General features: G+C 38.8%; 14 protein-coding genes. 3 read left to right on the top strand and 11 right to left on the bottom strand.

The window, feature by feature from the left end; all coding sequences use genetic code 11:
* Positions 1-36: 36 nt before the first annotated feature.
* Complete coding sequence (gene hflX / locus GFH32_RS01690; RefSeq protein ID WP_153509432.1) at positions 37-1,227, top strand: GTPase HflX; 1,191 nt, start codon at positions 37-39, stop codon at positions 1,225-1,227.
* 27 nt (positions 1,228-1,254) lie between these two features.
* A complete protein-coding gene (gene lipB / locus GFH32_RS01685; protein WP_153509431.1) occupies positions 1,255-1,953 on the top strand; it encodes a lipoyl(octanoyl) transferase LipB in 699 nt (232 codons plus the stop codon).
* Between the two features lie 64 nt (positions 1,954-2,017).
* Here the strand turns inward: lipB and GFH32_RS01680 are convergent, their stop codons facing one another.
* The 11 genes from GFH32_RS01680 to GFH32_RS01630 all read right to left on the bottom strand — a co-directional run bounded on the left by GFH32_RS01680 (position 2,018) and on the right by GFH32_RS01630 (position 17,585).
* Positions 2,018-3,136, bottom strand: coding sequence for a TlpA disulfide reductase family protein (locus GFH32_RS01680; protein ID WP_153509430.1), 1,119 nt, complete (start codon positions 3,134-3,136; stop codon positions 2,018-2,020).
* 10 nt (positions 3,137-3,146) lie between these two features.
* The gene (locus GFH32_RS01675; protein ID WP_160366873.1) at positions 3,147-4,619 is read right to left on the bottom strand and encodes a PKD-like family lipoprotein; all 1,473 of its coding nucleotides are present in this window, start codon (positions 4,617-4,619) and stop codon (positions 3,147-3,149) included.
* 10 nt (positions 4,620-4,629) lie between these two features.
* Positions 4,630-5,397, bottom strand: coding sequence for a DUF4843 domain-containing protein (locus GFH32_RS01670; RefSeq protein ID WP_160366872.1), 768 nt, complete (start codon positions 5,395-5,397; stop codon positions 4,630-4,632).
* A gap of 4 nt (positions 5,398-5,401) precedes the next feature.
* A complete protein-coding gene (locus tag GFH32_RS01665; RefSeq protein ID WP_153509427.1) occupies positions 5,402-6,895 on the bottom strand; it encodes a RagB/SusD family nutrient uptake outer membrane protein in 1,494 nt (497 codons plus the stop codon).
* Between the two features lie 3 nt (positions 6,896-6,898).
* The gene (locus tag GFH32_RS01660) at positions 6,899-10,288 is read right to left on the bottom strand and encodes a SusC/RagA family TonB-linked outer membrane protein (protein WP_153509426.1); all 3,390 of its coding nucleotides are present in this window, start codon (positions 10,286-10,288) and stop codon (positions 6,899-6,901) included.
* A gap of 249 nt (positions 10,289-10,537) precedes the next feature.
* Positions 10,538-11,662: a FecR family protein gene (locus GFH32_RS01655; protein WP_153509425.1), complete on the bottom strand. Its 1,125-nt coding sequence runs from the start codon at positions 11,660-11,662 to the stop codon at positions 10,538-10,540.
* A gap of 72 nt (positions 11,663-11,734) precedes the next feature.
* A complete protein-coding gene (locus GFH32_RS01650; protein WP_153509424.1) occupies positions 11,735-12,295 on the bottom strand; it encodes an RNA polymerase sigma factor in 561 nt (186 codons plus the stop codon).
* 210 nt (positions 12,296-12,505) lie between these two features.
* Positions 12,506-13,360 carry an MBL fold metallo-hydrolase gene (locus GFH32_RS01645; RefSeq protein ID WP_202111262.1) on the bottom strand — a complete coding sequence of 285 codons (855 nt, stop codon included), beginning with the start codon at positions 13,358-13,360 and terminating at the stop codon, positions 12,506-12,508.
* A gap of 53 nt (positions 13,361-13,413) precedes the next feature.
* Complete coding sequence (locus GFH32_RS01640; RefSeq protein ID WP_153509423.1) at positions 13,414-14,841, bottom strand: L-serine ammonia-lyase; 1,428 nt, start codon at positions 14,839-14,841, stop codon at positions 13,414-13,416.
* Positions 14,842-15,244: 403 nt separating this feature from the next.
* Positions 15,245-16,951: a glycoside hydrolase family 3 protein gene (locus GFH32_RS01635; RefSeq protein WP_153512972.1), complete on the bottom strand. Its 1,707-nt coding sequence runs from the start codon at positions 16,949-16,951 to the stop codon at positions 15,245-15,247.
* Between the two features lie 94 nt (positions 16,952-17,045).
* A complete protein-coding gene (locus GFH32_RS01630) occupies positions 17,046-17,585 on the bottom strand; it encodes a TetR/AcrR family transcriptional regulator (RefSeq protein ID WP_153509422.1) in 540 nt (179 codons plus the stop codon).
* 127 nt (positions 17,586-17,712) lie between these two features.
* On the opposite strand from GFH32_RS01630, the gene GFH32_RS01625 reads away from it, so the two are divergent.
* On the top strand, positions 17,713-20,499 hold the full coding sequence (locus GFH32_RS01625) for an outer membrane beta-barrel protein (protein ID WP_153509421.1): 2,787 nt from the start codon (positions 17,713-17,715) through the stop codon (positions 20,497-20,499).
* Positions 20,500-20,501 lie beyond the last annotated feature (2 nt).

Raw genomic sequence — 20,501 nt, 5'->3', positions numbered from 1 at the left:
ATGATTCATCCTTGCTAATCGATTTAAATTAAACACATGGCGAGAATAAAAATATATGATACAGCAGTAAAACCTGAAACAGCCGTTTTGGTCAGTGTGATCACACCGGATGTTTCCGATCAAACTGCTAAAGAATACTTAGAAGAACTAGAATTCCTAGTAACGACAGCTGGAGGGGTAACCAAAGGCATCTTTACTCAGAAATTAAGTTTTCCTGACCGCGCAACATTCGTTGGTAGCGGAAAATTGGAAGAGATTAAAGAATTTATTAAGGCAGAAGAAATCGATATTGTTGTTTTTGATGATGAGCTTTCTCCGTCACAATTGAGGAATATCGAGAAGTTCTTTGAAATTAAGGTGCTTGATCGTTCTAATCTTATTTTAGACATATTCGCAAAACATGCGAAGACAGCACAAGCAAAGACACAAGTAGAACTTGCGCAGTTGCAATACTTACTACCTCGATTAACACGTATGTGGACCCACTTGGAACGTCAGCGTGGGGGTATCGGTATGCGTGGTCCTGGAGAGAGTCAGATCGAAAGTGATAGACGTATGATTTTGAACAAGATTTCCTTATTGAAAGAGCGTCTACGTAATATCGATAAACAGAACGAAACGCAACGTAAGAATCGTGGTGAGATGATTCGTGTTGCACTAGTTGGTTATACCAATGTTGGGAAGTCTACGATTATGAACATGATATCAAAATCGGATGTATTAATCGAAAACAAACTATTCGCCACCTTGGATACAACGGTGAGAAAAGTCGTAATCGATAATTTACCTTTCTTGTTATCGGATACCGTTGGATTTATACGAAAACTACCGCATCATTTAGTAGAGTGTTTTAAATCGACTTTAGACGAGGTTCGCGAAGCCGATGTATTGATTCATGTGGTGGATATTTCTCATCCATACTTTGAAGACCACATTATCGCTGTAAATGAAACATTGAAGGATATAGGCGCAATTGATAAGCCTATTATTACCGTGTTCAATAAGATTGATGCCTACAAACCTCCTGTTGAAGTGGATGAAGAAGGAGAAGAAATTAAGATCACACTTGATGACTTCAGAAATTCTTGGATGGCAAAAAATGCAGATCCAGCTATCTTTATCTCAGCGACAGATAAAATTAACGTAGAAGAGTTCAAAGAAAAGGTTTATGATATCGTTGTGAAGATGCATAACGCTCGATATCCTTATAACAACCTTTTGTATTAATCGAATTAGGAGTTCGAACAAAACAGCATGCAGAATAAAAAAGTGCAGTTTATTGACTGGGGTTTAGTAGATTATCAGGAAGCTTGGGATCGACAAGAGGAGATCTTTGCGAAAACACTTGCCATTAAACATGATAACAGGGTTAATGACACTAGTTTAGAAACCCCAAACTATCTTATTTTCACAGAGCATCCCCATGTTTATACGCTTGGTAAAAGCGGCCATATGGAGTACCTATTGTTAGATGAAGAAGGCTTAAAAGCTAAAAACGCGACTTTTTACAAGATTAATCGGGGCGGGGATATAACATACCATGGCCCTGGTCAGATCGTCGGTTATCCTATTCTAGATTTGGATAATTTCTTCACAGATATCCATCTTTACTTGAGAACCTTAGAAGAGGCGATCATTCAAACGCTAGGAGAATATGGAATATCCGCAGGACGCTATCCTGGCTATACGGGCGTTTGGCTGGATCCAGATAATGAGAAGGCTAGAAAAATATGTGCTATGGGTGTTCGTGCTTCTCGTTGGGTTACGATGCACGGCTTTGCATTTAATGTCAATGCCGACCTAACTTATTTTGGCAACATTGTTCCATGTGGAATAGACGATAAAGATGTAACTTCAATGGAACGAGAGCTTGGTTACCCAGTAGATCTTGAGGAAGTAAAGAGTAAATTAAAGAACAATTTAGCGAAATTGTTCCTGATGGAACTTACATAAAAAAAAGCTCCGATCACATTGGATCGGAACTTTTCAATATACTTAACATTTTACCCTGTTCAACTTATTTGAGGATCTTGGCTAAGGTGGCTTCTAGCTCTTCACCACGAAGATCTTTTGCTACAATCACGCCATTAGGATCCAACAAGACATTGGAAGGAACGGCACGTACTGCATACATTTCTGCTGCCTCATTTCTCCAACCTTTTAGATCGGATACATGCTTCCAAGTTAACTTGTCCTCAGCAATTGCTTTCACCCAATTGTCTTTTTTATTATCTAAAGAAACTCCTAATATTTCAAAATTCTTAGATTTAAACTTGTTGTAGGCTGCCACAAGATTCGGATTCTCCTTTCTACATGGAACACACCAGGATGCCCAAAAATCAACTAAGACATATTTCCCCTTGAAGTCAGACAGCTTAATAGACTTCCCTTCCGTATCTGGTTGCTCGAAATCAAACGCTTTCGCTCCAATCTTTAGTTCCATCCCCTTTAACAAACTCGCTAATCGCTTTGCTTTGTTAGTCGCCTGCAATTCGGGTGATAAAGAACTTAATAAAGGTTCAATGGTTGCCACATCCGGTTCGCTGCCAGCTAAGGTTTCCAACAACACCAGACTCATATCACTGCTAGGATTGCTTTTAATGAAGTCTATTTTGGTTTTTATTCTCCCTTCACCAGGATGTCCATATTTAGCATCTAATGCACTCTGTAATACGCGAGCTTTCTCCTTTAAGCTATCAATTTCTTTTCGATCTGCCTTGTACTCGGCTGTATTAAATATGGCTTTACTATTCTCCATCTCTTCCAAATATTTCAGATAGCGTTTTGTTTCAACACCACCGTCAACAACCTTTGGTTTAGCGGCGAAGTCAATTACTGTCTTTCCTGGAGAAAGGTAAAAGAAGAAATCCTTCGGATTAGCCTGCTGTGACTCAAATTGATTGCGAAAAAGTACACCCGCATAAGCCGTTCCTGCAAATTCCTTCTTTAATGTAAAGGAACCGTCCTTCACAATCGCAGAATCAATAACCTGCGCGTCATCATCAAAGGAATAGTGCAAGACATAAACCTTCGATGCATCTTTAATATTCTTCCCTTCTAATTCAAATGAAGGTTTTGATTGACTGAATCCCAACAATGGGGCTAGCAATAATGTTTGTATTAAAATTCTTTTCATTTTCGTTTTATTAAATTCCAATATGGATATCCACAGCCTCTTCCACGACGTGAGGCATCGAGATTTCTAAAGACATGTTGTTTAGATCATAGATATAAACCGAAGATTTCTTTTCCCCAGAATAGTTCGGGTCGAACGTAACAATCATTAACTTTCCTTGATTCATTTCATACTTTGTAATATAACCTGCTGCACTGGCTGGAAGAGTGATGAAGGGCTGAAATTCAAGACCTAAATAAGAAGCATTATAGATCACTTTATCAGTGGCTAAATACCAATAGTTGGCGTCGCTATCGTACGAAGCCGAACGAATAATTCCATTCCCAGGCACTGTACTTTCAGCAATTTTCCCAAAAGCAGTCGGTTTAAGATCATCATTGTAGGAAACGCTATAAGCGAAGAGCTTATTGGCATTCTTCATTAGATAAACAAATTTGGCGCCTCCTTCGATATCGGCCAACTGACTGACTACATGCTCTTGATCTTTATATAAATTTGATTTAGTAATATCGTCATGAACATTAACGTAGGTAAACAGTGCTCCCGAGTTAATGCCGTTATCCAATGCACGTATCATCTTATTCTTCGAATCATAGAAACTAAACAGATACGGAGAATAATAAGTACCACCCGACATCCCTCCTTTGCTGATTTGATAATCTAGTTGATCAGAGCCTAAGGTTGGAAGACTGATCGCGCCCTTTTGAAGTATATGCAATTTCCCGTTATTGACCATGTAAATCACATCTTGATATCGATCAGTTACAACATCTTGTGGTGAAAGAACGAAATCGTCTTTGTCACCTACATAGCTTTCCTTATTATAAAGCAAAGTTGGTAGGAACTCTCTAGAATCAATCATCATAACAGGGAATGGAGCAGTTTTCATCCCTAACACCAATCGATTATAATAATCGGTTGACGAATTACCATATTCCCTATTCCCATCAATAGTTATCGGATTGGAGCCGAGAGATATATTGGGAATTGTCACTTCCTCAAGTTGATCTCTCTGACTAATTGTCGATTTACAATACAACACAGACTCCCCATTTTGTCTCTTTGACAACACATAATAACCTAGTTTATAAGGATTAATCACATTGATAAAAAAACTGTAGGAAGTTACAATTCCCGTCTTTGTATCCGTTACTGCTAGATCGGCATTCAGTTTTCCATACTCTTTATCAGCCACATACTCGAGGCTGTTAGTTGTCGACAACTCTTCACCATCGACTTTCCAGCGAAAGGTTACATTGCTTAAGTCCGTACCACTCAAGCTGCCAGTTATTGTCGGCGCCAATTTAAGGGTGTCTTTGAACGGTAAATCATAAATTCGATTACTGTTATGATCGCCCTCTCGTAGCCCAGTAATTCTAAGGGTATTTACATCGTGATAATCGTAGTTCCCCAAATCCTTTGAGCAGGATAATAACAGAAAACTTATCGATAGGCTATATATAAATAATTTAATACTTTTCATTGGTTTGGATTTATGGTAATAATATTCTTTCCATACTGCTATCGCCATTTGGATAAACCACGTTATCTTGAAAATATTTTTTAAGAACTTCGATATACATGAAAGTGATTGGATACCAACTTGAAGTTGCTGAATTCGGCATGTTGTTCCAATAATAAATTGGTCCGGCTACTCCAGTATAAAGATCAGGAGACATGTCTGCACCTAAATAATAGATTTGCATCCATTTCTGTAGCACTTCTTTATGATATGGCCCCATCACTCTTATCCAAGTATTCCACCAAGTAGGTTCATTCAAGATATCGCTGAATACTATTTTCAATTCACTATTATACTGATGCCCAACTTTGAAGTTCTCATTTTCTTTAAGATTCAAAATCAAAGTCATCTCCTTCTCACTCAATTTCGCTGAGCGCTTAAGCTTGACGTACAGCGTATCGATATATTCGCCCCCTGCAATCACAGGCTCAGAAATTTCAACTAGCGATTTATCATAATCTGAAAGCGGATTAATATCATATGTATACTTTCTAGCTTCAGCTTTTGCAACTCCGCCAACAGCAACAGGAATCGCAATTGTTTTTTCTTGAATACCAATCGTCGTGTCCGTTGCGAAACTATAATTCGTACTATCTACATATCGTTCTGCAGGTCTATTCGTCAAGTCCGGAAGCGCAAAGCTTATAAAAGACTCGTCAGGTTGAAATTCAACTAAATCATTCTCTTTACAGCCCAACAAACTCAAACATGCAAGCGTAATTATTAATAATCTTTTCATATCCTTAATTTTGTGGGTTATATAAACTTTCATCCGCAGGAATAGGAAATTTGAATATCTCCAGCTTCGGTTCAATTGGGGTTGTTCTTGGAATCGCTTTAAAAAGACGTTTATACTCAGCGAACATTGTCCCCTCGCCCGTGCTCTCTTTTCTGACTTCATTAAAGATTAAATCCTTAATATTCTCTTCTGTTCTCGAAGCGTCATATGAAAGGTTTACTACAAGTCCTCGAGCGGCTCGAACCTTATTAATGTAGCTCATTGCCTTCGTAGGATTGCTCTTAGCATATTCCTCAGCAGCAATCATGTACATCTGATGCAAACCGATTATTTTGTTTTCAAAATATAACTTATAGTTCGCGTCATTAAACTGATAATTTTGTGAAAAGTGGTATTTAACGAGTTTCTGAACTGTGGTCGAGTTAGCAGATAGCGCAAACCAATCCACCAATCGCTTATCATTTAGCGAGCCATGATTTGGAGCATTATAAAGGCCGTTTCTAAGGGCATTATAGTCTGAAAACAAAAAAGGAGACGTTGAAGATGATGCGGTATTTTCAACAAGTGGATTTGCTAAAATATTTTTATTTAGCAATTCAGCGTCTAAAAGAGCAAATAGAGACTCGTTTGGCGTTCTTTTATTTGTAGATTGAGATAATTCACCAGCTGTAGTCAAATGAATGGAATTATCTCTAGACTCCAGCTCCTTAATAAGTTCTTCAGCGAATACCTCCGCTGCTTTAGCATCCCCTCCCCATTGTGCAGTCATAGCCTGTAAGGCAACAACAGCGTAGTAATTCATACGGGCGCCACGATGATCAATCAAGCTATTATACTTCTCATAACCATACAAGTTTGAATTAGCAGTTCTTGAAGTCGTACGAATCGGATCCTTCTCCAAAAGCGCTCTCGCTTCTGCTAAATCCGCCTGCAATTTGACGATTACTTCACCTGCCGTCGAAAACTTAACGCCTTTGAACTCAATTTTGTCTAGATAAGGTATTGCTGAAGCATTTAATCCTTCACGAACAATCACAGGACCAAATAATTTCAATAGTTGAAAGTGCATCAATGCTCTTAATCCGAGCGCTTCTCCTTTAACAATATTGTAATATGGATCGGACTTAATTGCATCAACGTTCTTCAACGATATATTTAATTGATTTATAAGTTGATAAGAACCTCCCCAAATTTGCTCTATATTTCTGGTTGGGTTTGGATAGCCATACTCGTGTCTTGAAGCACGATAATAGAAATGTGTAGTTCCTAAAGTTCTATAAGTTGCTCCTAAGGTTTCAAGGAATCCAAACTTCAATTCCTTACCATATAATGCGCTGGATGACATCCCTAAATAAACTCCAGCCAACACTGATTCAAAGCCTGAACGATCAGTTAACAAGTCGTCTTCGTAAGCTTTATTGATTGGATTAACGTCTAAAAACTTCTCACAACTGGAGAAAAGCAATATGCAGATAATACTAAATATTAATTTTTTCATAATCTAGAATTGAATCATAACACCTAAATTGTAATCCCTTGCGTAAGGGTAATCTATCCCTCTTTCCATTCGAACAGTACTAAATCGAAGCGCATCATTCATCGAAAAGTTAAGCTTTAACCGCTGTAATTTTAGTCGCTGCAATAACGCTTGATTAAAATCATAGTTTATATTAATAGCGGACAAACGTAGAAAACTCTCGGTTTGTATAAAACGACTCGAGTTCTGTGTTGTTGACTGATCAGAAATCGACTTGTATTTAGCTATATCACCAGGTTCTTTCCATCTTTCCTCTAGAACGCGTCTATCTCCATTCTCAAATGGTTTATTATTTTCAATCTTATTCATTAACGTCTCATTGAAAATATCTCCCCCAATCGAATAATTACCAATCACCTGTAAACTAAGACCGCGATAATTAAATGAGGTCCCCACATTTCCATATAAGTCAGCCTCTTCATTTCCGACAACAACCTGATTATTCGCATTCCATGTGTACGTAACATCACCATTTAAGGTTCTATACATTTCTCGTCCATTCGCTGGGTCAATTCCTAAGGAAGGAACCGCACGAAGCACAGTCAACGATTGTCCCTCTTCATAATAAGTCGACGGTTTAACAATATTTCCATTTGCGTCTTTAGAAACCAGCGATTCGTTTAGCTCGCGTAACTCATTGGAAATGGAGAGTAACTTGCTCCTGTTCTGCACTGCTCCTAAATTTAGGTACCATAGAATGGCGTTATCATTGCTTTCGTACAAACGGATATTCGCCATTGCTTCAAAGCCTTTATTACTCGCTTTCCCTAAGTTTGCGAAGAAATTGTTTTCAGGAAAACCAAATGAAGGCGCTACGGTCACTTTAGAAATCATACGATTCGTAATCCGATCATAGTAGGATAAGTTCAAATTAACTAGATTCTCGAAAAAGGACATGTCTGCACCAAAGCTCCATTGCATTTGTTCTGGCCAACGAACTTTCGGATTCCCCTGACTTACCAATATTGCCGCATATTGATTATTGTAGTATCTCCCATTTAAAAATGTGAATGCCGAACTGACCATCCCCGCGTTGAAATTCGATACCGTACTGTTGGTCCCAACATTCGCAAATACTCGAAGTCGATTAACATAGGAATTTTTAAACCATGATTCATTATGCACATTATAAGAAAGACCTGTACTCCAGAATGAAGCAAAGCGATTCTCACGACCGTAGATGGATGCTCCATCTGAACGACCGGTTAAACTGAAGTTATACTTATTGTCATAGGTATAATAGAAGTTACCTATAAAGCCTAATTCTCTAACGGGTGTAGAATTTGACTTTGGTAAGCTATTTGGAGAATAGGTCAAAGCCATTTGAGGAGTCAAAAATCGATCATCCACATATCCGGTCAATAAGTGCGAGTTACCAGTGATATCAGAAGAACGAATTTCCGATATTGCGGCAGCATTAATCTGGTGTTTATCGAACGTTTTACTGTATTGCAATTCGATTCTACCTTCATATGCGATACGTGACGAATCGCCTACCGCGTAACTTCCACGAAGTTTAGGATCAGTAACGTTATAAAACCGAGTATTGAATGGCGAAGTATAGGTGTCAAAATTATGCATTTCGCGAGATATTGCCGCCTTTCCCCTAACGATAAAGTTATCATTGACAAACCATTCTAAAGACATATTATTACTGATATAATGTGTCTTATTCTCGTCCTTATGTCCCAGTGAAGCATTGTACAAAGGATTAAACATCATGTCTTCACCAAAATCATAGAATGCCCCTAACTCACCAAATCGAACTATATAATTCCCTTGATCATCTCTAATGCGTTCATATGGATTTAACGCCGCATAATCGCTAAACGTACCGTAAGGACTTTTATATGCTTTTGTATATTGATAAGATGCCACATTTCTAAACGTAATCCGATTTGGAATACGATAAATCAAATTAAATGATGCTCCACCTCTAGTTCGCCCAGATTCTTTCATAACTCCTTTATAGTCATTATAATTCCCCTCTAAGCTATAGCGAACATCATTTCCTCCGCCTTCCATACGGATACTGTGTCCAACAGAAAACGTATTGCGCACAGGCTGCTTTAACCAATAGGTGTCAACGCCCGACTGAACATCACGTAATCGCTTGTTGTACAAATTATTATACATCTCTTGCTGCATGTTATTCCACGCAGGATCTTCAGAATCCGCCACGTAAATTCCTGCCAATCGCTCGTATTCTAACTTCTCCGCAGCGTTCATTAGATTGTAATCTGATAAATCGACAAATGAAGTGGAAGGTTTTACGTCGTACGTAATCGTAAATTTCCCATCTTTAGGCATACGCGTTTCAATAACAATCACACCATTACCACCTCGCGATCCATATAAACTTGTAGAACTTGCATCCTTCAGAATCGAAATAGACTCCACACGATTAACATCTAAGTCATAAAGTGTCGATAACGCCACCTCAAAACCATCTAAAATAACCAATGGAGCATTCACTGCGTATTCTCCAACACTAGAAATACCACGAATATTTATTTCCGGCAGTGCATTCGGATTCGAACCAACATTGACCCGCTCATCAACTTTAAATGATGGATCCAATGCCTGCAGCATACTGAAGATATTACCCGTATTAAACTTCTCTATTTCTTTCCTGGTCACCGTTGTTGCAGCGCCAGTAAAGTTTTCACGACGCGCCTTTGTATATCCCGTCACAATCGTTTCTTCAATTTCTGTATTTGTAGCCTTCAGTACAACCGAAATTTCCTTTCTACGACCAACTTGAACTACTTGAGATTCGAAGCCAACGATTGATATTCTCAATTCCTGATCACCAGAAACTTCTACCGAAAACTGTCCTTGTGCCTGCGTGTGACCTAGCGATCGCCCCGTTGCCATATTCTGGATATTGACCCCAGAAATTGGCTGACCGCGTTCATCATTTACCTGACCTCGCAAGAGGTAGCTCTGTTGATTATTCGAAACCTCTGTTTTATCAGTGTCCGACAGGTTCCGATCTTTAGGTTGTACAATAATTGTATTATTCCTAAAAACTAAATTAACAGGTTGATTTCTTGACAGCTCACGTAGAACAGCGTGAATATCTTTGTTTTGAACTTGGATACTCACAGGACTTGTGCGTTTTAACAGAGCGATATCCCCAACGAGATCACTCTGCGTTTGTCTGCTTAACTTTTCCAAGACAGTACCCATCTTTGCATTCGTCTCCTTCAGAGAAACGGATTGTGCAAAGAGCATTCCTGTCATTAAAGAAAGCAGCAAACTACAGACAAACTTAACTGTCGAACCATAGGCCCGCCAATTAGCTCTTTTTCTGAAGCCTACCTTTTCCCTGAGGTGCTTTTTGAATTTCATAAACAATAAATTTGTTAGTTATTAATGGTTGTTTCTTAGGTTCCTCTCCACAAGACATGACAGAATATTGAAGTATTATCCATGATATACAGGAATGTACTGTCTATCATCATATAAACTTTAGCATTCGGACAAAGGTCAAATGGGGAAGTTGTAACAAGTAAAACGAGGCAGTAGGACTTTTGTCCCAAACTTTTTTAAAAAATATTTTCCAATAGGCAGGTTTACTGCTTTTTCATCAATAGTGGACTATTTTGGCTCCTTTAGATAGAGCACATTATCTTCAATTTTATACTTTAAAGGTATTGCAGCGGATATTACACTAAGTACTTCTTTAAGGGTTTTTCGACGATTGATACGACCAAGCAATACATTTCTTTTGATGGATTCATCAACAACAACATCAAGTCCGTACCAATCAGAAATTTTTTCCGCTACAGTCTCTAAAGTTCGATTAGTTAAACTAAAATATCCTTCCTTCCAATCTAAGTACTGATAAATATCTTCTGCAAAACTCACTCTTCCTGCATTATACACTTGATTTGGACTCAAATTGACATCGAAACTCAAATGCTCTACCTGCGTATTCAATTGTCCTTTTGCAATTGCAACCTTTCCAGCAATCAATGCGGTCACATTATTTTTGGAAAAGTCAGCATTAAATTTAGTACCAAGGACAGCGATGGTATACTCTTCACCACGAACATAAAATGGAATACGTACCCCTGATTTTTCTTGATGTTCAATATCAAAATATCCTTCACCCTTCAAGTGGATTTCGCGCTTATTGGAAGAAAAATGAATAGGATATTTAATTTCAGAATTCACATTTAACCAGACATGGCTTCCATCAGACAACTGCAAACTCGCAGTGCTTCCACTTTTCGTACGCACGGTATTGTAGATGACCTCTGTTGTTTCATCCTCGATAATATATTTTAACTCGCCGTTTGGCAACTTTGTTATCAAATAATTCCCCGCATTCAATGTATCACCTTTGACTAAGCTATCGATATTAAATTCTTTGTTGTCTTCCAACACAATGATTGGGCTCGCTGTTTTTGGCGACTCATATTGCGCTAAAACCTCCTCCTGATTTGCACTCGAATCTTTGAATACAAACCAGTAATAAGATAAAGCACAGACACATAATAGACTGGCAGCAATAGCAAAGATTCTAAGCCAAGGCGTTCCTGTATTTTCAACTACAGGAAGTACCTTCCCGTCCAACGAGTTAAGCATTCCTAAAATCTCTTCATCCTGCAAGGGTTCGTTTATTGAAAACTGATCAAACCAAGATTCCACCAATGCGCGTTCCTGCTCATTGGCATTTCCTTGGTTATATTTCTCTAAAATATTTTTATCTAAATTCATTAGGTTTTCCCTTTTAACAACCCTTCCATATTAGTGCTATATATAAAAAACGAGCGAATGAAATAAATGTCCCTAAAAAAAAAGAAATAAAATGCAATTTGACAACCGTGAGCGTAAAATTTTCATCAAATTCGACGACTGATTTCGAACTGTTTTTTCTGAAATACCCAATGCATCAGCAATCTCTTGATTACTAAAACCTTCTATTCTCATTCTTAATATGGATTGATATTGCGGACCACAGCGTTTTAATAATGCTTCTATACTATCCATAAAAGTCTCTTCTCTTACTTTCGCGTCGGTTGGCATATGTGATTGTGCAAATGCATCAATGGAATCTAAATATTTCTTTGCATGACTATTCTTCGCCATATTATCAATAATCCTACTCCTTAATGCTTTAAAAAGATAACCAGAAATGCGCTCTTGAATTTCAAGTTGTGACCTGTTCTTCCAGAGGTTTAGAAAAACATCTTGCACCAAATCTTCCGCAAGATCCGCATGAACACGTTGAGCCGCAAATAACAGCATGGCAGCTTTATAGCGATCATATAGCTCGCGAAAAGCTGTCGTTTGATTCTTTAGAATCAACGCTAATAATTCGTCATCTGTCGTGTGAGTGGGAATAGTCATTGAGCTAATTCGTGCCCAAATATAGAATATTCATAAAACACAAACAAACGAGCTAAGGAACTAAGTAGATGAATGTTAGGCTGAACTTTTTGGGTTCGCAAATCTTTTACCCCTCGTTGAAGATAAATTTCACGAGAGGAATTAATTTCGCGATCCCTTTAAAAAATGGTCGATTAACTTAAATAAGTATCCGTTGGTGATTGTCGTATTTTAGCTACGAATTTCAATCTTTTCACTCGCTATGAGCACTTGTGAGTCTTGTGTTTCTTCAACAACAAGCATCCGCTCGACATGCATGACAGCAGTTCCAACTTCAAACATTGTGGTATGTTCGTACCGGTTAGCGATTGAAAGCAAAATATCCGTACAATGAGGAGCAAAAGTCTCTTCAACTAGCTGAATCGTATTATTTTCACCAGAAAGGTGTCCTAAGATCAAATGACGTAATCGGCTTGTTCGATTTTCCAGCAACGCTTGAAGCGCAACTGCATTTGAAATATGTCCCCAACCACTTCTAATCCTATTTTTTAAATAATAAGAATAACGACCTTTATCCAGCATTTCCTCATCGTAGTTAGATTCTAAGAAGAGTACATCTGCATGCTGAATGGCTGTCTTCACATTATCGCAGACGCGACCTAAATCCGTCAAGACGGCAATGTTAATACTACCGTCGGAGATCATAAAGCTACAGGGCTCTTTTGCATCATGATATTTTGGAATACCATAGATTGTCAGTGGCCCAATTTGTACCACTTCCTGCGGTAAGATAATTCGAATTAAATGCGCTGGAAGGTTTAATTTAGATCCGGCTAATGTGCCGGCAGTGATATAAATTGGAATTTGATATCTTTTTGCAAACACCGATAAGCCTTGAATATGATCGGTGTGTTCGTGTGTGATAAACAATGCTTTTATCTGCGTAGGAAGGATTCCCAGGCTGTCCATTCGCAAATGGATATGCTTGTTATTAATACCTGCATCGACTAATACAGCGGTATCGTCTTTCGCAACATAATAACAATTTCCATTACTTCCAGAAGCAAGTGCGCAATACCGAATCATGATGACAAAGATATAAAAACCTTAGGGCTCTATTTGTAAAAAATCAAAACAGCCTAACATTCCGGCAAACTCAAAGGAACCTTAATTGCTAAACCACCATCCGCAGTTTCCTTATATTTAACGTTCATATCCTGAGCGGTCTCCCACATCGTACTAACTACCGCATCTAAGCTCACTTTGGCCTTATCGGGATTCGATTGAAGCGCCAATTGTGCTGCTGTGATCGCCTTAATTGCACCCATGGTGTTTCGTTCAATGCATGGTATTTGTACAAGGCCCCCAATTGGATCACAAGTTAATCCGAGATGATGTTCCATAGCAATTTCTGCCGCCATTAAGACTTGGCGTTGTGAGCCACCTAAACATTCAGTCAACGCACCAGCAGCCATAGCGGAGGATACCCCAATTTCAGCTTGACAGCCACCCATGGCAGCCGAAATCGTCGCCCCTTTCTTAAAGATCGAACCAATCTCCGAAGCGGTAGCGATGAACTGAATTATCTTATCTTCTGTATAGCAATCATGGAATACGATGTAATACTGTAAAACTGCGGGGATAACACCAGCAGCTCCATTCGTCGGGGCGGTCACCACACGACCAAAAGAAGCGTTTTCTTCGTTAACCGCTAAAGCGAAGCAACTTACACAGTCAAGTATGTAACCAAAATCACGCCCACCTTCGCGAATCGCTTGCACCCAGCTATCAAAATCTGAATACGAGCGTCCTTTCAGCATCCGTTTATTTAGTTTCGCAGCACGACGTTCGACATGTAAACCACCAGGTAAGACGCCGTCCGTATGACAACCTTTGTATATACAATCACGTATCGCTTCAAAGATTTTCCATATACCCGTTTTCGTTTCTTGTTCTGATCGCCAGGAAAGTTCATTTTCGAGCACGAGCTCCGAAATTTTAAGCCCAGTACGCATACAAGCGACCATTAATTCCTGTGCAGTATCTACAGGAAATGGTAAGTCGACCTCCGACAACACACCTTCTGTGTCATTTTCTTGAACCACAAATCCACCACCTATGGAATAGTAAGTTTCAGAAATCGCTTTCCCATCTTTTAAGAAAGCTTGAAAAGTGACTGCATTAGGGTGAAATGGAAGACTTTGATCGAATAAAAACAATAAATTATCGACGTATGAGAAGTCGATTTCTTGTTCTGCGCCAAGATGAAGTTTTTGACTTTCTTTAATCCGATCTACTTTAGGTACGACATCATGTACATCAAAGGTCACCGGATCGTCGCCACTAAGACCTAATAGAACAGCGATATCAGTGCCGTGTCCTACGCCCGTCTTTGCCAAAGACCCGTAAAGCAAAATATTAATTTGTTCTACCTCCTGCAATACAGATTGATCCTTAAGCACTTGCACAAATCGTTGCGCCGCTCGCCAAGGACCTAAGGTATGGGAACTGGATGGTCCAATCCCGATTTTAAACATATCAAAAACAGAAATTTGCTCTTTCGCCATATAATTGAGGTAACCAAAGCAAAATTAACCTTTCTTTTATCATTATAAAGCGTGTTGAAAAATATATGACTTTTTAAAGTTTTTTATCAAAAACAAGCCGTAATCGCAAAAATCTCCGAATATCATTTGAAGATTTTTCTAAATACAAGTATTTCTAGAGAAAAAAGGAATTCACATAAAAAGTTTGAAAGCTCTAAAATGTTTATAGGTAAGTCCTATGAGGAACTTTTTACAACCCTTTCGAATGGGAATTGAAAGGCGTATGATTGGGGTTTGAAAGGGAAGTGAAAGGGATCTAGAAAAAACAAAGGATTCACAGTGAATAAAAAAAGGCCTGCCGAGTGGCAAGCCTTTTCTGTCTTAAATGTTATGTAAAAGGATCAATTTCTAGACTCCGCTTGAACTAGAAACCATCTCCGAATTTTAAATTTTTACTAATGGTCACTGGAAGTTTACCACTAGCTTTCAGCTGTTTTGTGAAGACCTTAATAGCTGCCTTTTGCATAAAGCTATCATTTTGATAAGTTAGGATCACAGAACCACTACGCATAACATCAACTGAATTTAGCGCATATGGGTTCGTGAACAATACGGATACCGTGCGACGACCGGCAAGCTTATCAACAAATATCTTAACATCTTCACTAAGTTCAAGTTCACTACGAGGTCTAGAACGATTATCGTGGATAGCAAGAATCACTTGTTTATGATCTCTCGCTAATTTTAATAAACTATCAAGCTGTTCTTCTTTTTCTGTGCCTTTCACGAAGATTTGCGTATAATCCGACAATTGAGCAGCGATTCCCGTTTCAAAATCCTGCGCTTTCTCAATTCCCACAGAAACAATGGCCGTTTTACTCTTACTATCAAAACGTTTAATTGCTCGATCCGATTTAACCACAGTTACCGCAGCATCCGCCAAACGTTGCACTAAGGTTTTGGAACTTGCACTATTTAAATCACTAATTAAGTTATTCGTGTTTACCTTTTGGTATTTATCTAAACCTAACCAAAGTTTAGCTGCCAAGACTTTCTTTACACGAGCATCCAAGTCTGCTTGATTAATTCGACCACTTTTTATAGCTTTTTCAATTAAATCTATTGCACGAGCACTATTTTCAGACACTTCTAACAGATCATGTCCTGCAACAATCGCCATCACATCAGCCTCACCATTTGGAAAATGCTTTTTAACACCTTTCATATCCATAGCATCCGTTACCGTAAGCCCTTTGAATCCTAACTCATTTCGCAACAAATCGGTTACTACTTTTTTAGAAATCGACGACGGAATATTTGGAGTTGCGTCTAATGCTGGAATATTCATATGCGCAACCATTACCGATGGAGCGCCTGCTTTAATTAGTTCGCGAAAAGGAAACATTTCTAATTCTTCCAAACGCTTTTTATCAAACTTCAGCTGAGGTAAGTCATAATGCGAATCGACATCCGTGTCCCCGTGACCTGGGAAATGCTTTAACGATGCCAATATACCGCCTGCAACCATTCCATCCATATAGGCTTTTGCCTTCCGAGTTACATTATTTTTATCGTCACCGAAGGATCTGAAATTGATCACCGGATTTTTTGGATTGTTATTGATATCAACTACCGGAGCAAAATTGAAATGCATACCGATACGTAGGAAATCTTTTGCAATTTGACGCCCCATGTCGTAGATCAGACTATTGTTCTGAATAGCGCCCAATGTCATCTGATACGGGTAAGAGATTGTAGAATCCGGCATGCGCATTCCTAAACCCCACTCACCGTCAAAGGTCACCATCAAAGGAACCTTACTGACTCTTTGGTATTTATTAAACATATCGGCATGACGAACCGGACCTCCTTGGAACACGACTAAACCACCCAATTGTTCCTTCTCAATCACCTTGGCAACCGAATCAATATATTTAACCCCTAAATTCGTATGCGCACGAACCAAAAACAGTTGTCCAATCTTTTCTTTTGGAGATAATGTATTAAAAACGGAATCAACCCATGCATGTTTTTGATTGATAAATGGGACAAAATCAGGTTTTTTTTGAGCAAAAACAGCCGTCGAAATTAGACAAGTCAATAATCCACAGCTAAGTATACGTTTGATCATCATAAAAATAGTTTGCTACGAAATAAGGGATTTTATACTAGAAAATGAAATATTTATGCATATTCGTGTCGAAACACGCATAAACACGCATGTATTAAAGTTGATACTTCTCCTCGATCAAGGATGCCAACTCATGTGCATTAGTGATCTCACCACATGCTTCTTTCTTCCATAACATATCGATAATAAGCAGCAAAAACTGCGTCTCCAATTCAGGATTCGCGTATTTGAGCTCATTGAATGCTTTGAGAACAATGGGCTGAACGGGCTTTATAAAAAGCTCGTGTTGGGTTTTTGAAAAAGAATGGTGGGATAGACGTTCTTGCAGTTTCCAAAATTGTGGATCATCAGCAACAAGCTCAGATGGTAATTTGACCATATTTCTTAAGAAATCTTTAGCCGATTTATAACTCATCATGCCTTTATGATGCATCAGTACCTTTCGGTAGCCTGCTTTCACAATATGCGACAATAGTGCGTCTTTATTTCCGAAATGTTTAAAGATAAGCGCCTCCGAGACGGCAGCATTTGCTGCGATTTCCTTGGTAGATGTATCCAAATAACCTTTGTTTGCAAACAACTGCATCGCTGTTTGTAATATCCGCTCTTTCCTACTTATTGTTGACTCTTTCATTTAAACTTCATCACAAATATACCCTTTTTCGCTCAGAGTCCCCAATGTATCTTTTTTGTGATTGCCCCTTAGCATTGAACAAAAAAAACTAATATTGAGCCGTCAAACCACCTGGATACTTAAATTTATGAAAAAAATCCTCGTTGTCCTAAGCCTTGCGTTGATCAGCATATGCACGTTTGCGCAACAACGGATTACCGGAACTGTTGTTGATAAAACAAACAACAATCCCCTGAATGATGTTACACTACAATTGTTAAACGAGAAAGATTCGATATTAGCGAGTGTAAAAACCAATGAAAAGGGTCTTTTTACATTTGACAAAGTCTCAAACGGTCGATTCCGATTAAACAGTTCTATTTTGGGCTACAAAGTCGTTAGCCGAGGGGTTCATTTGACTGGTGCCCCTGTTATCATCAATTACCAATTGGAACCTAGCGAAATCGTATTGGAGGAAATTGCAGTTACTGGTGCGCCAAACGTCGCCGTTAAAGGGGATACTTTAGAGTTTAATGCCCGGAACTTTGCAACCCGTGAATATGCCGAGGCGAATGAAATGGTAGCGCAGGTTCCCGGTGTTACGATCGATGAAGAGGGGAATGTTTCTGCTCATGGGGAGCAAGTAAAGCGAATTCTTGTAGACGGCAAAGAGTTCTTCAGCACGGATCCGAAAGTAGCCTTAAAAAACCTTCCAGCAGATATTATTGATAAACTTCAGATTATTGACGAAAAGAGCGAGCAATCTCGATTTTCCGGCTTTGATGACGGAAAACGCAATAAAATCATCAACATCGTTACGAAACCAGACAAACGCAAGGGTTATTTTGGTCGTGCAAATGCGGGTAAAGGAGATTCGGATAAGTTTACATTCAACAGCAATGTGAACGCTTTTAATGGAGATCAAAAGATGGCCCTTAATTTAATGGCAAATAACATCAACGAAACGAACTTTGCTGAACAGGGATTAGGAGGATTACGTGCTGGCAACGGAAATACAGACCGAGGCTTAGCAGATACTTATGCTGGCGCGATAAACTACAGCAATACCTTCATCGAGAATAAAATGGACTTTAGTGCTGACTATAACTTCCTCAAGTCTGATTCCTATACGAACTCCTTGTCCGAGATAGAATATCTCCTTCCGACTCGTGCAAATCAGTTTCAAAGCTCACAATCCGAAGCTAACCTTGGAAATATCAAGCACAAATTTAACACGCGCGTTAAATGGAAAATTGATAGTTTAAACCAACTTGATTTTGCTCCGAACCTCACCTACTCAGGAAACGATAATCATAACAAAGGAAATAGCATCCGTAAAATTGGCGAATCTGAGCTATTAAACACCTCTAACCGAGATAATATAAACAATAGAAGCAATTTCAGCTTCGGCGGAAATATGACCTATATGCGTCGGTTAAAGCGCCCTGGCCAGACGATCTCTCTAAACGTCAATGGAAACAAAAGCAATGATGAGGGCTTTGGACAAACCTTGGCATTCAATGAATACTATAAGGACGCGATGCTAAGCCGCATCGACACCAATAATCGTGAAAGCATCACCAATGGATACGGTTCAGGTTTCAACAGTCGATTAAGCTATACGCATCGGGTGTCTCGCTACGCAAGACTGCAAGCAAATTATAACTTTAGAAATACGAGAAATTATTCAGATCGTAAGACGATGGAGTTTCTTGCCGAGACAGGGCAATTCGACGAATTAAATGAACGCCTATCAAATGAGTTTCAAAACGATTTCAATTTTCATAGTGTTGGAGCTTCTTATGGCTACAATAAACGTGACACCCTACGCATTCAAGTTGGATTAAACTATCAACATGGGGTCCGTGTAAATGATCGTACATTCCCCATTGATCTTCGTACCACCGCAGATTTCGCTAGTTTACTCCCTGAGATTACGACCGTTTACTATTTCAATAAATACAGAAATATTGAATTCAACTATAACGGTAAAACAAATACACCCAATATCAATGATTTGCAAGACTATGTGGATGTGTCAAATGAATTAAATATTCGCAATGGTAATCCAGATTTAAATCAAGAATATATTCACTCTGCTAGATTAAGCTATAGGGATGTTAATCGAACAAATGGCCGTAGTTTTAATAGCAATATTAATTTCACCTATACCAATGATAAGATCGTAAGATCGACTTTCATGACGGATACGACGGTGGTTTTATTTGACGATGTCATTCTTGGTGCAGGTGGACAATATTCGGTCCCTGTCAATGTCAATGGCGTGTATTCCTTCCGCGCAGATAATAGCTATGGCGTGCCTATCAAGAAATTAGGCATTAATTTAAATCTAAATAGTAATCTATTTTACAATAAAAACTTCACGTACTTAAACGATCAATTAATCCCGAGCAAAGGTTATGGATTTAGTCAACAAATCGGCATTTATACAAATTTCAGCAAGACTTTGATCTTTGGGTTAAACTATAATGCCAATCTGAATTTCACAAACAACTCTGCGGTTCCGATTCAAAACTACACGGTTCAAACACATCGTGTTAGCAATTCATTCTCTTTAGAGTTTTTACAGCGTATGGCTGTTTCCTATAATCTATCTTATTTCTACAATTCTGGTGTCGGAGAGTCTTCGGGTATTTCGACGACACTTCTAAATGCTTCCTTGGGCTATAAGCTATTTAAGCCTAAGAATGCAGAATTATCTCTAAAGGCGTTCGATTTACTAAATAATGCATCAAGTATAAATCGATCTGTATCCGAAACAGCGATATCGAACATTACATCAAATACCCTTAACCGATATTTCTTACTAAGCTTTACGTATAATTTGAGAAGTTTTGGTGGGAAAATGATCTTTGGAGAGGATCAAGGAGAACGCGGGAACAGACCCCGCGGGACGCGAAGAGAAAGAATTTAATA

Origin of the sequence: Sphingobacteruim zhuxiongii (assembly GCF_009557615.1) — a bacterium.
Classification (GTDB): domain Bacteria; phylum Bacteroidota; class Bacteroidia; order Sphingobacteriales; family Sphingobacteriaceae; genus Sphingobacterium; species Sphingobacterium zhuxiongii.
Note: the sequence above shows the minus strand (reverse complement) of the source record. Positions and strands in the feature narration are given on the sequence as shown.

Bases quoted from the DNA above. Each gene is read 5' to 3' on its own strand.
- hflX (WP_153509432.1), top strand. From the start codon at position 37: ATGGCGAGAATAAAAATATATGATACAGCAGTAAAACCTGAAACAGCC.
- lipB (WP_153509431.1), top strand. From the start codon at position 1,255: ATGCAGAATAAAAAAGTGCAGTTTATTGACTGGGGTTTAGTAGATTAT.
- GFH32_RS01680 (WP_153509430.1), bottom strand. From the start codon at position 3,136: ATGAAAAGAATTTTAATACAAACATTATTGCTAGCCCCATTGTTGGGA.
- GFH32_RS01675 (WP_160366873.1), bottom strand. From the start codon at position 4,619: ATGAAAAGTATTAAATTATTTATATATAGCCTATCGATAAGTTTTCTG.
- GFH32_RS01670 (WP_160366872.1), bottom strand. From the start codon at position 5,397: ATGAAAAGATTATTAATAATTACGCTTGCATGTTTGAGTTTGTTGGGC.
- GFH32_RS01665 (WP_153509427.1), bottom strand. From the start codon at position 6,895: ATGAAAAAATTAATATTTAGTATTATCTGCATATTGCTTTTCTCCAGT.
- GFH32_RS01660 (WP_153509426.1), bottom strand. From the start codon at position 10,288: ATGAAATTCAAAAAGCACCTCAGGGAAAAGGTAGGCTTCAGAAAAAGA.
- GFH32_RS01655 (WP_153509425.1), bottom strand. From the start codon at position 11,662: ATGAATTTAGATAAAAATATTTTAGAGAAATATAACCAAGGAAATGCC.
- GFH32_RS01650 (WP_153509424.1), bottom strand. From the start codon at position 12,295: ATGACTATTCCCACTCACACGACAGATGACGAATTATTAGCGTTGATT.
- GFH32_RS01645 (WP_202111262.1), bottom strand. From the start codon at position 13,360: ATGATTCGGTATTGCGCACTTGCTTCTGGAAGTAATGGAAATTGTTAT.
- GFH32_RS01640 (WP_153509423.1), bottom strand. From the start codon at position 14,841: ATGGCGAAAGAGCAAATTTCTGTTTTTGATATGTTTAAAATCGGGATT.
- GFH32_RS01635 (WP_153512972.1), bottom strand. From the start codon at position 16,951: ATGATCAAACGTATACTTAGCTGTGGATTATTGACTTGTCTAATTTCG.
- GFH32_RS01630 (WP_153509422.1), bottom strand. From the start codon at position 17,585: ATGAAAGAGTCAACAATAAGTAGGAAAGAGCGGATATTACAAACAGCG.
- GFH32_RS01625 (WP_153509421.1), top strand. From the start codon at position 17,713: ATGAAAAAAATCCTCGTTGTCCTAAGCCTTGCGTTGATCAGCATATGC.